The following is a 12,360-nucleotide window of genomic DNA, read 5'->3' as shown; positions in this document are numbered from 1 at the left end:
TTCAAAGATACGCATTACAGTAGATACAGAAACATTAGCAATTTTAGCAACAGAAGTCATATTAATTAATTTAGTAAGTTGTTGGCAGATAAAGAATGCTAATCTATTAGTCATACGATAATATCGAGGAAGGAAGTCATAAGTTTCATAAAACCTTTTATTACAATGTGGGCAAACATATCTACGTTTTTTAAGAACGAGATAAACATTTTTATTATGAATAGGTAAATCCTTAATAATTTGTTCTCTGTAGTCATGGACTCTAGAAGTTTTAGAAGAGCAAGCAGGGCAAATATGCTCTTTAGGTTTAGTAGAGATATAGATTTTAATAGAATTATCCTCGTTAGAAATTTTATTTATAATTACATCTTTTAAATTTAGTAAATTATTGATAAAATAGTATTGCACTTGTGAATAAATCTCCTTTCTATGTGTAGTTAATTTGGGTACCTACATTTTAGCAGATTTATTTCACAAGTGCTTTTATTTTTTGCAAAAAAGGATAAATTGGGATGCATTTTATTTACACCCCAACATTTATTATAGAACCAAAATAACTTGCCAAATTGGCAAGTTATTTATGTTTTTTGAGAAGCTCATATTTCACTTTCCAAAGTGCTTCAGAAAGATCTACAAAGTACTCATGAGGTCTTTCAAATCTCTTAACTTCATCCCACAGAGTATCTAATTGGTCAAAGCAATATTTTCTAATATCATGTATATTTGGGCTATCGTATACGCATTTGCCCTTATCATAAATTTGCACTAAAAGTGGCCTTACATAAAAGTCATTTAATGTCTTTCTCTTCCAAGTAAATAGAGGATGGAAAATTTCATAAGGCTTATCTTCAGGGATTTTTTCATCATGTAGAGTTATTACATCTGCCATAGCTTTGTTGTTTTTCTTGTCATAAAATCTGTAAACTTGTTTAAAGCCAGGAGTAGTTATCTTATTTACATTGTTGCTTATTTTAATTTTAGGAACTATTTCTCCGTTTTCTTCAACAGCAACCAATTTATACACGCCGCCAAATATAGGCTCGGATTGAGCTGTTATGAGTCTTTCTCCTACACCGAACATATCAATTTTCGCACCTTGATTAAGCAAATCCTTAATTACAAATTCATCTAGACTAGAAGACGCCATTATTTTAACATCGTTAAAACCAGCTTCATCCAACATTCTCCTAGCTTCTTTGGATAGATATGCAATATCTCCACTGTCAATTCTTATCCCCTTTGGTCTAAATCCTCTTGGCAAAACTTCTTCATTGAAGGTTCTTATTGCATTTGGAACTCCTTGTGAAAGAGTATCATAGGTATCTACCAATAGTGTACAATTATCTGGGTAAACTCTCGCATAAGCCTTAAAAGCTTCCAATTCTGTGGGAAACAATTGAACCCAACTATGAGCCATAGTTCCTAATGCAGGTATATTAAAATCCCTATCTACGATTGTATTTGCCGTACCTATACATCCACCTATATAGGCAGCTCTTGCTCCTAATATAGCACCACCATATCCTTGAGCTCTCCTAGAGCCAAATTCTATTACAGGTTTTCCATTAGCAGCTCGTACAATTCTATTTGCTTTTGTTGCAATTAATGATTGATGGTTTATAGTTAAAAGAACCATAGTCTCAATTAGCTGTGCTTGCACAACAGGGCCTCTAACAGTTACTATTGGTTCATTAGGGAATATGGGAGTACCTTCAGGTATAGCCCATACATCGCAAGTGAATTTGAAATTTTTCAAGTAATTGATAAATTTCTCTCCGAAAATTCCTGTGCTTTTAAAATAGCTTATATCCTCATCGCTAAACTTTAAGTTTTTTAGATAATCTAAAAGCTGTTCAACACCAGCCATTATAGCAAAGCCACCATCATCTGGAATGCTTCTAAAAAACATATCAAAATAAGCTATTTTGTCTTCCATATTGTTTTCTAGATATCCGTTAGCCATGGTAAATTCATAAAAATCCGCAAGCATGGTAAGGTTTTCTTTTACCAGCCAATCTACTTTTTCCATAATGCATCTCCTTTATATATATTAACTATATTATAGTATCCAGGCTAGTAAAATACAACTTTAAAAAATAAACAAAAAAAATAAGAAGGACTATTCTAATTTTCATCTTAGAAAAGCCCCTCAATTTAAATAAGACTTTGAACAACTGCTCCAACGTTCTGTTTTTGGTTCTATCACATTTTCTTTAATTTTTACAAGCACTCCTTAATTTAAGTTAAAGCGGATTAAACTCTAATCTTTTAACTTAATAAGTTATTAAATTTTCTTTCCTTACTTACTTAATCCTCGTAATCTAGGTTTTAATTAGGTTACAAAGTTAACTACAAAATTTACTTCCTTTTACACTTCTTTAGATCAACATCAATTTTAAATCATTTAAACTTAAAATACTCTTAACCAATCATCAGTGTAACTTTTTTAAAAAGCAACTAATTTTAATTAAATTAACTAAACTAGAAACTTAATACTTTGTTGGATACAGTTGTCAAAGTCCTATTAACCATTATATAAATCATTACTTTAATTTAGTAACGATTTATTGTATAATGATTTGTCTATATTATACCCAGAAAAAATATTTTAAACACAAAAAATAAAAATATTTTATAATTTTTTTAAATAAAATTTTCCCTTCTCTGATAGACTAAAAGTCATAAAACTATTAGTTGGACAATTGGCTAAATTGCAACCAAAACATTTGCCACCACAAGAAAATTCACTTCCATCTTTTTTTAGATAATCCATTTGTTTAAGCTGCTCTATAAATTGATTAGCTTCCATTTCGCTAATATTTAATTTATTAGCAATATCTTTAGTTGATTTAACAGACCCTTCTGAAATTAATTTTAAACATTCTTTTAACATGTCTTCCTCCAATTAAATAAATAGACTACCTATTTGATAAACCAATACTGCCATGATATATCCCAATAAAAATGTATACACTGCCATAAACAATGCCCATCCATTTGAATTTGTCTCTCTCTTTACTGTGGCTATTGTAGCAGCGCAAGGGGTATATAAAAGTACCATAACCATATAAGAAACAGCAGAAAGAGTTGAGAAGTTCATTCTCAAAGCCTCAGTAAGATCCATAGGAGAATAAAGCATACCTAATGTACCAACTATAGCTTCTTTTGCAGCTATTCCTGCAAAAAGACTTACAGATGCTTGCCAATTTCCAAATCCAGCTGGAGTAAACATTGGGGCAAAGAAAGATCCTATTCGGCCTAATAGACTTTCTTTTGAATAAGGCTCAACACCAGCAGGCAGCATAGAAAGAACCCAAAGAATTGTAACTACTAAAAATATAACAGTTCCAGCTCTTTTTAAGAATCCCCATACTTTTTCCCACATATCTCTAAATACACTATTCATTGAAGGCAATCTATAAGGAGGAAGTTCCATAATAAAGTGGGTTTCTTCTCCCTTAAATAATGTCTTGCTAAATAATTTAGCCATTATAAATGCTATAGCTATCCCTAAAGCATAGATTGAAAACAAGACTAAACCACCATATCTAGGGAAAAATGCGGCTATAAAAACCATATAAACTGGTAGTCTTGCACCACAGGACATAAATGGATTTATTAATATAGCAATCATTCTATCTTTTTTATTATCTAAAGTTCTAGTACTCATAATTCCCGGAACATTACATCCAAAGCCAACTATCATAGATATAAAAGATTTACCCTGAAGACCAACTTTTCTCATCAATGAGTCCATTACATAAGCAGCTCTAGCCATATATCCTGTATCTTCTAATATAGCTAAAAAGAAATATAGAACTATTATCAATGGAACAAATACTAAAACTGCACCAACACCACCAAAGAACCCTTCTGAGATAAAGGATATCAACAATTCATTAGCGTTTATGCTGATGAGTAAACTTTCAATAAATCCTGCTATGAATTCAATGAACGATTCAACATACCCACCTAAAAAATCTTGACCAATTTTAAATGTCAGCTGAAACACTATGATCATTATCAATGCAAATATTGGTAAGCCGAATATATAATTGGTAAGGATTTTATCTATTTTATCTGTGGTAGTTAGTACATTTTCTGGTTCTTCAATTAAATCTTTAGTTATTGTTTTTATGTAGTCATATCTTTTATCGACAATATCCAATTCATAAATCTTATTCTCTTTTATTAAATTATCAATATATTCTTTTATCTCACTATCGCTTGAAACAAGAGAAATAATATCTCTATCATTTTCTAGTATTTTTATAGCCATCCATCTCTTAGGATAAAGAAAATCTTTATTTTCAAGCAATTTAATTATCTTTGTTATCTCTTCGTCGATATCTTTACCATAAGATATTTCAAGAGGGCTAACATTTCTTCCTATGTTTTCGACCGTAACTTTCAACAATTCATCCACGCCGATTTTTTTAGCAGCGCTAGTCTCAACTATAGGCACATTTAATCTTTCTGATAGTCTTTTTTTATCTATGTTTATTTTTTTCGTGTTAGCTTCGTCTATCATATTTAAAGCCAGCACGACATTTGCGCCCATCTCCAAAAGCTGGATTGTTAAATATAAATTTCTTTTGATATTTGTTGCATCTATTACATTTATTACAACATCTGGATTACCTTTTAATACAAAATCTCTGGCAACAATTTCATCTTCAGAAAAAGCCCCCAGAGTATATGTACCGGGTAAGTCTACCAATGTATATTTTTCTTTGTTATATGTAAAGAAACCCTCTTTTTTTTCAACAGTAACACCAGGCCAATTTCCTACATGTTGGTTAGAACCGGTGATTGCGTTAAACAATGTAGTTTTACCACTGTTTGGATTTCCAACAAGTGCTATTGTGTGCATATTATTATAGTCTCCTTTAGTTATTTATTTCTTCTACTTCAATTTGTTCAGCTAGAGCCCTGCCTAAAGCTAATTTATTTCCATAAACTCTTAAAATTATAGGACCAAAATCATTTTTCTCAACTTTCACCTCTGCTCCAGTATTTAAACCTAGCTCATATAATCTTTTAGAAGCCATTTGGCCTTTGGTTATATTTTTAATTTTGCATTTGTTATTTTGTTTTACTTCAGCTAGAACCAAATTAAATCCCCCTATCGATTTGATAATGATTATCATTTACTTTTATATGATAATATATATAACTGAAAAAATCAAGTGAAATGTTAATTAAATGACGGAAAATATAGTTGACTGTTTTACTGGGAAATGATATATTAAATACACCAATACCCGGTGGGGGAGATAAGGAGAGTGATAAAGTGGCAGAAAATATAAATAATATTCAAAAAAAGACTCTTTTAATAGAGGGTATGACCTGTGCTGCTTGCTCTAACAGAGTAGAGAAGGCTTTAAATAAATTAGAAGGAGTAGAAAAAGCAAGTGTAAATTTATCATCAAACAAAGCATTAGTTTTTTATAATCCCAAAGTAGTGAATGAACAAATTCTTGTACAAGCAGTGGAGAAAGCTGGGTATAAAGCTGAAATTTTGTCAGAGGAAGACAAAGAAAAAGCGAAATTATTAAGAGAGAAAGAAATAAAATCATTGAGGAGATCTTTTATAATTTCAGCAATACTTTCATTACCGCTATTGATTGCAATGTTTTTTCACATGGCAGGAAGAATGAACATACTGACAAATGGATATTTTCAAATGCTTTTAGCAACTCCAGTTCAGTTTATCATTGGTTCAAGATTTTATAAGGGGGCATATCATTCTTTAAGAGGAAAAGCTGCTAACATGGATGTGCTGATTGCTCTTGGAACTTCAGCAGCGTACTTTTATAGTGTATACAATTTAGCAATAGGCGTCCATGAGTACTATTTTGAGGCTTCTTCAGTCATCATTACATTGATACTCTTGGGTAAATTATTTGAAGCTATCGCAAAAGGCAAAACTTCTGATGCGATTAAAAAGCTTATGGAGTTAAGACCAAAGACAGCTAGAGTTTTTCGAGATGGAAAAGAAATGGATATTTCAATAGACGGTATCAATGTAGGAGATATTATCGTTGTAAGACCGGGAGAGAGCTTGCCTGTTGATGGAATTGTAATTGAAGGAACATCTGCAGTTGATGAATCAATGCTAACTGGAGAGAGTATTCCTGTGGAGAAGAAAGAGGGAGATACTGTAATAGGAGCTACGATTAATAAAACAGGGAGCTTCAAATACAAAGCTACCAAAGTGGGAAAAGATACTATGCTCTCTCAAATCATAAGCATGGTTGAAGACGCCCAAGGCTCTAAAGCGCCAGTACAGAGATTAGCAGATAAGATATCAGGCATATTTGTACCAGTGGTTTTGGGAATTGCATTATTAACATTTATAGTTTTTTCAAGATTAGATAGCTTTAATACAGGACTCATAAATGCAGTAAGTGTTCTGGTCATAGCATGTCCTTGTGCACTTGGTTTAGCAACACCAACCGCAATAATGGTAGGCACAGGCAAAGGTGCAGAGCATGGAATACTGATAAAATCAGGAGAGCATCTTGAACTTGCTCATAAATTGACTACAATAGTTTTAGATAAGACAGGGACAATCACAAAGGGTTCACCTGAGGTGGTATATGTAGAGAGTTTAACAGATATTGATGAAAACCAGTTGATTGAAATTGCTGCTGCTGTTGAAAACACATCAGAACATCCTTTGGGAGAGGCAGTAGTAAATTATGCAAAATCAAAAGGGATTGAATTCAATGAAACAAAAGAATTTAATGCGATTCCCGGAAAAGGTATAAAAGCAATCTATGACGGAAAGAAAGTTGCTATTGGGAATAGGGCTTTGATAAAAGAAAATTTGATAGAAATAGATGACAATATAGAAGATAATATTAAAAAACTTGAGGACAGAGGACAAACTGTAATAATAGTTTCAATAGACAATAAAATAAATGGAATCATAGGAATTGCAGACAAGATCAAAGAAAGCTCTTATGAAGCAATTAAAAAGATGAAAGAAATGGGACTTGAAATCTACATGATAACTGGCGACAATGAAAGGACAGCAAAAGCTATAGCTAGAGAAGTGTCAATTGAAAATGTATTTGCTGAAGTATTGCCGGAAAACAAAGAAAAGATAGTAAGTAGCTTAAAAAAAGAAGGGAAAATAGTCGGCATGGTAGGAGATGGAATAAACGACGCTCCAGCTTTAGCAAGTGCAGATGTAGGTTTTGCTATAGGCACAGGCACAGACATTGCAATCGAAGCATCAGATATCACTTTAATAAAAGGAGATTTAAATGGAGTAGTTACAGCTATTAGACTTAGCCACAAAACTATGAGGACTATCAAGCAAAATCTGTTTTGGGCATTTTTCTATAACACAATAGGCATTCCATTTGCTGCATTGGGATACTTAAATCCAATGATAGCAGGAGCAGCAATGGCATTTAGCTCAGTATCAGTAGTAAGCAATTCTTTAAGATTAAGAAATTTTAAATAATGAAAGGAGAATGAAAATGGAAAAAATAATATCAATTGAAGGAATGTCATGTGAGCATTGTGTAAAAGCAGTAACAAATGCACTAAAAGAAGTAGACGGAGTAGAAGAAGTGAAGGTAAGCCTAGAAGAAAAAAATGCAGTAGTTAAAGGAAACAACCTTGATGATGAAAAATTAAAAGGAGCAGTCGAAGAAGCTGGATACGATGTAGTAAATATAAAATAGGTGATGCTAAATGAATGCAGAAAAAGAGGTAGCTTTAAGAAAGCTAAAGACAGCCAGAGGACAGATTGACGGAATAATTAAGATGATAGAGTATGATAGATATTGCGTTGATATATCCACTCAGATACTATCTACTATTGCCCTTTTAAAAAAAGCAAACATAGATGTATTAAATGGGCATATCAGAACTTGCGTGGCATCAGCCATACTAGAGGGCGAAGACAAAGGCAAAGAAAAAATTGACGAAGTGATAAATATAATAGATAAGTATATAAAATAATGGAGCGAAAGCTCCATTATTTTTTTTGAAAAAATTTAAACAAGGTTTAAAAAACTATTGAAAAGCTAGCAAAAATTGTATATAATAAATTAAGGTCAAAGATAGTCAAAGACAAACGGTTTATAAATAGAAAGTAGGTGATGTGCATGGAATATAAAGACTACTATAAGATACTGGAAGTAGATAAAAATGCAACTCAAGATGAAATTAAAAAGTCGTTCAGGAGATTGGCAAAAAAATATCACCCAGATTTGAACCCAGATGATCCAAAAGCACAAGAAAAGTTTAAAGATATAAATGAAGCATATGAAGTATTAGGAGATGAAGAGAAAAGAAAGAAATATGACCAGTTTGGGCAATACGGATTTTCTGGAGGCGAGCAATTCGACCCATCACAATTTGGATTTGGAAATTTCCAAGGTGGCAGAACATATACTTATACTACAGATAATATGGGAGATTTCAGCGACTTCTTCAATTTGATATTTGGAAATGACATGGGTAGCTCTAGAACTAGAGGATTTGATATAGGAGATATATTTGGTCAAAGTGGTTCACAAAAGAAGCAAAAGAAACAATCACCAAGCTATGAAACAGAACTTACAATAACTCTTGAAGAGGCATACAATGGTACAAATAAAGATGTGATGCTTAATATAAATGGAGAAATAAAAAATATTACCGTAAAAGTACCAAAAGGAATAACTGAAGGCAAGAAAGTAAAAGTAAATGGTAAGAAATGGGGAATAGATGGTGACATACTATTTAAAATAAATATAAAAGAAGATGAAAATACGAGATTAGAAGGGCTAGATGTATACAAAAAAGTAAAAGTATATCCATGGCAAGCATACTTTGGAGATAAGATAGTGGTTACCACATTAGATGGTAAGATTAGAGTAGAAATACCACAAAGGACTAATACAGGGAAAAGATTGAGACTTAACAAAAAAGGATTTGTTGACCTAAAAGGCAACAAAGGAGATTTATATCTTGAAATTGAAATAGTAAACCCTGAAAACATGACAAAAGAGCAAGAAGATCTATACAGAAAATTAAAAGAGATAACTACTCAAAAATTAAATAATTAAGCGAGGTGATAGTATGGATCTAGAAAAATTCACTCAAAAAAGCATAGAAGCTATACAACAATCACAAAACATAGCGATTAGATTAGGTAATCCTCAACTTGAAGATATCCATATTCACTTGGCGTTGTTAGAGGACAGAGATGGACTAATACCAAGAGTATTGTCTTTGATGGATCTAAATCCAGAATTAGTCAAAGCTGATGTAGAAAGAAAAGTTGAAAAACTTCCAAAACAAACAGGAGGCTCACTATATCCAAGTAGGACCTATTCTAAAATATTGGTAGATGCAGAAGAAGAGGCAAAGAAATTCAACGACCAATATGTAAGTGTTGAACACCTTTATTTAGCTTTATTAAATCAAAAGGGATCTATGTCAGAAGATATTCTTAAAAAATACAATATCAATAGGCAGAGATTTTTAGAAGCATTGAGAAAAGTAAGAGGAAATCAAACTATAACATCAGATAATCCTGAAGCCACTTATGAGGCTCTTACCAGATTTGGAAGAGACCTTGTGGACGAGGCTAGAAAAGGTAAACTTGATCCTGTAATAGGAAGAGACAATGAAATAAGAAATGTAATAAGAATACTTTCAAGGAGAACAAAAAACAATCCAGTGCTAATAGGAGATCCAGGAGTAGGTAAGACAGCTATAGTAGAGGGATTAGCACAAAGAATTGTAAATGGCGATGTTCCTGAAGGCTTGAAAGACAAGACTATATTCGCTCTTGATATGGGTGCATTGATAGCAGGAGCAAAATATAGAGGTGAATTTGAAGAAAGGTTAAAAGCGGTATTGTCAGAAATCCAGAAATCAAATGGAAGAATAATACTGTTTATTGATGAAATTCACAACATTGTTGGTGCTGGTAGAACAGAAGGAGCAATGGATGCGTCTAACCTTTTAAAACCAATGTTAGCAAGAGGAGAACTTCATGCAATCGGAGCTACTACACTAGATGAATACAGAAAATACATCGAAAAAGATGCAGCATTAGAAAGAAGATTCCAAAAGGTTTTAGTATCTGAACCAACAGTAGAAGACACTATATCTATATTAAGAGGACTCAAAGAAAAATATGAAATCCACCATGGAATTAGAATTTCTGATGGAGCTGTCATAGCTGCAGCAACATTATCAGATAGATATATAACAGATAGATTTTTACCAGATAAAGCAATAGATTTAATGGATGAAGCTTGTGCAATGTTAAGAACTGAAATAGACAGCATGCCTCAAGAAATAGATGAAGTAAGCAGAAGAATACTTCAATTAGAAATTGAAAGAGAAGCTCTAAAAAAGGAAACTGATGAAGCTTCAAAACAAAGGTTGCAAAAGTTAGAAATAGAACTATCAGAGTTAAAAGATAAATTCAATTTATTGAAAGCTCAATGGGAAGAAGAAAAGAAAGAAATTGAAAAAGTAAAGAATATCAAAGAGGAAATAGATAAAGTAAAACATGAAATTGAAGAAGCAGAAAGAAACTACGACCTTGAAAGACTTTCACAACTTAAATACGGCAGGCTAGTGGAATTAGAAAAGCAATTAGCAGAAGCTCAACAAAAAGACAACACTAGAGAAAGAATGCTCAAAGAAGAAGTAACTGAAGAAGAAATTGCTGAAGTAGTGGCAAAATGGACTGGCATACCTGTAAATAAATTACTTGAAACAGAAAGAGAAAAACTCCTAAATCTTGGAAATATATTGCATCAAAGGGTTATAGGACAATACGAAGCAGTAGATGCTGTTGTTGATGCAGTTTTGAGAGCAAGAGCGGGATTAAAAGATCCAAATAGGCCAATAGGAAGCTTTATCTTCATCGGACCAACTGGAGTAGGTAAGACTGAACTCTCGAAAGCATTGACAGAAGCTCTATTTGACGATGAAAAGAACATGATTCGTATAGATATGAGCGAATATATGGAAAAATTCTCAGTATCTAGACTTATTGGTTCACCACCAGGATATGTAGGATATGAAGAAGGTGGACAACTTACAGAAGCAGTAAGACGAAAACCATATTCAGTAGTGCTATTCGACGAAATAGAAAAAGCTCATCCAGATGTATTTAATATATTGCTTCAAGTACTAGATGACGGTAGATTGACAGACAACCAAGGAAGGACAGTAGATTTTAAGAACACTGTCATAATAATGACTTCTAATATTGGCTCAAATTATCTATTAGAAGGATTGCTAGAAGAGGGACATATATCAGAACAGACTAAAGAAAAGATAAACGCTGAGTTAAGAAGGACATTTAGACCTGAATTCTTGAATAGGATTGACGAAATTGTAATGTTTAAACCATTGCAAAGGGATGAATTATTCAAGATAATTGATTTACAAATGAAACAAATAGAAAAACTTCTAGAAGATAGGAACATAACTATAAAATTGACAGATGAAGCAAAACAATTGATACTAAACAGATCATATTCAGTACAATACGGCGCAAGGCCAGTAAAGAGATTTTTACAAAAAGAAATTGAAACAAGACTAAGCAGGCTGATCATCGAAGGAAAAGTAAAAGATGGCAGCAAGATAACCGTAACAGTTAAGAACGATGAGATCGATTTAATAATTGAATAAAACAAAAGAAGCTAATTACTTTTAAAAGTAATTAGCTTCTTTTTATGTAGCCGTGCACCTACCTTCGACTATCCCGTTCCGAGCGGTACCTAGACAGTTAGCTCGAGTAAGGCTATCCCGCGGCACACGGAAGTTCTCACTTATCGCTGCTTCCTTCCGGACCTGACGAGGTTCATGAGTTTCCGTTGCGCAGGACCTGACTGTCAACACCACTTATCTAGGGCAGACCTCACAACAGGAAAGCCTCGAGTAGGACTTCAACCCTGCTACAGCGGATTGCAGGTTACAGGGCACCGCTACCTCCCCATCTAGCACGGCAAAATTTATGATGGCGGAGAGAGAGGGATTCGAACCCTCGAGACGTTTATAGCGCCTACACGATTTCCAGTCGTGCGCCTTCGACCAGCTCAGCCATCTCTCCTTGGACGATACAAAGAATATTATAGGCTAAAATTTAACTAATGTCAAGGACAATGATTTTTTGGGATAGTGTCAATTAATTGAGTTAATTGTAAAAGTAAATTAGACCCCTTTTTAAAAAACAGTCTAATTTAGTCTTACAAACTTAGGGGTCTAATTTAACCTTACAAATTTTTGATAGACATAATTTGTTTTGTGAAGCCAGAGGGGAATATCTTCTCAAGAAGAGCCGCCGTAGGGAAATATTGATATAAGGTTCTTGAAAATGATAAAATT

At 33.1% G+C, this 12,360-nt stretch carries 10 protein-coding genes, 1 tRNA gene and 1 other RNA gene; 5 read left to right on the top strand and 7 right to left on the bottom strand.

Translation table 11 applies throughout. The features are described 5' to 3' along the window. From ACTB1H_RS07245 to ACTB1H_RS07225, 5 genes are all read right to left on the bottom strand, one after another. On the bottom strand, nt 1–408 hold a 408-nt coding region (locus tag ACTB1H_RS07245; RefSeq protein ID WP_463262172.1), incomplete at its 3' end, for a transposase family protein. A 166-nt stretch (nt 409–574) separates the two neighbouring features. Further along, nucleotides 575–2,029 carry a nicotinate phosphoribosyltransferase gene (locus ACTB1H_RS07240; RefSeq protein WP_463262171.1) on the bottom strand — a complete coding sequence of 485 codons (1,455 nt, stop codon included), beginning with the start codon at nt 2,027–2,029 and terminating at the stop codon, nt 575–577. 603 nt (nt 2,030–2,632) lie between these two features. Next, nucleotides 2,633–2,893: a hypothetical protein gene (locus ACTB1H_RS07235; RefSeq protein WP_463262170.1), complete on the bottom strand. Its 261-nt coding sequence runs from the start codon at nt 2,891–2,893 to the stop codon at nt 2,633–2,635. A 12-nt stretch (nt 2,894–2,905) separates the two neighbouring features. Further along, entirely contained in the window at nt 2,906–4,873 is a 1,968-nt protein-coding gene (gene feoB / locus ACTB1H_RS07230) for a ferrous iron transport protein B (protein WP_463262169.1), read from the bottom strand. A gap of 16 nt (nt 4,874–4,889) precedes the next feature. Further along, complete coding sequence (locus ACTB1H_RS07225; protein WP_463262168.1) at nt 4,890–5,114, bottom strand: FeoA family protein; 225 nt, start codon at nt 5,112–5,114, stop codon at nt 4,890–4,892. A 179-nt stretch (nt 5,115–5,293) separates the two neighbouring features. Between ACTB1H_RS07225 and ACTB1H_RS07220 the strand changes: the two genes are divergently transcribed. From ACTB1H_RS07220 to clpB, 5 genes are all read left to right on the top strand, one after another. Further along, nucleotides 5,294–7,477 carry a heavy metal translocating P-type ATPase gene (locus ACTB1H_RS07220; protein ID WP_463262167.1) on the top strand — a complete coding sequence of 728 codons (2,184 nt, stop codon included), beginning with the start codon at nt 5,294–5,296 and terminating at the stop codon, nt 7,475–7,477. Nucleotides 7,478–7,493: 16 nt separating this feature from the next. Next, nucleotides 7,494–7,700: a heavy-metal-associated domain-containing protein gene (locus ACTB1H_RS07215; protein WP_463262166.1), complete on the top strand. Its 207-nt coding sequence runs from the start codon at nt 7,494–7,496 to the stop codon at nt 7,698–7,700. 10 nt (nt 7,701–7,710) lie between these two features. After that, nucleotides 7,711–7,980, top strand: coding sequence for a metal-sensing transcriptional repressor (locus tag ACTB1H_RS07210; RefSeq protein WP_463262165.1), 270 nt, complete (start codon nt 7,711–7,713; stop codon nt 7,978–7,980). A gap of 146 nt (nt 7,981–8,126) precedes the next feature. Continuing rightward, nucleotides 8,127–9,071: a DnaJ C-terminal domain-containing protein gene (locus ACTB1H_RS07205; protein ID WP_463262164.1), complete on the top strand. Its 945-nt coding sequence runs from the start codon at nt 8,127–8,129 to the stop codon at nt 9,069–9,071. 13 nt (nt 9,072–9,084) lie between these two features. Continuing rightward, nucleotides 9,085–11,664: an ATP-dependent chaperone ClpB gene (gene clpB, locus ACTB1H_RS07200; RefSeq protein ID WP_463262163.1), complete on the top strand. Its 2,580-nt coding sequence runs from the start codon at nt 9,085–9,087 to the stop codon at nt 11,662–11,664. Between the two features lie 50 nt (nt 11,665–11,714). Here the strand turns inward: clpB and ffs are convergent. Together ffs and ACTB1H_RS07190 are read right to left on the bottom strand one after the other, a co-directional pair. Then, an RNA gene (gene ffs, locus ACTB1H_RS07195) (signal recognition particle sRNA large type) lies at nt 11,715–11,981 on the bottom strand. Nucleotides 11,982–11,993: 12 nt separating this feature from the next. Beyond that, nucleotides 11,994–12,085, bottom strand: a tRNA-Ser gene (locus ACTB1H_RS07190). Between the last annotated feature and the right edge of the window lie 275 nt (nt 12,086–12,360).

The organism is Soehngenia sp. (assembly GCF_055108775.1).
The sequence above is the reverse complement of the archived record's forward strand: the minus strand, read 5'-3'. Positions and strand labels throughout refer to the sequence as shown.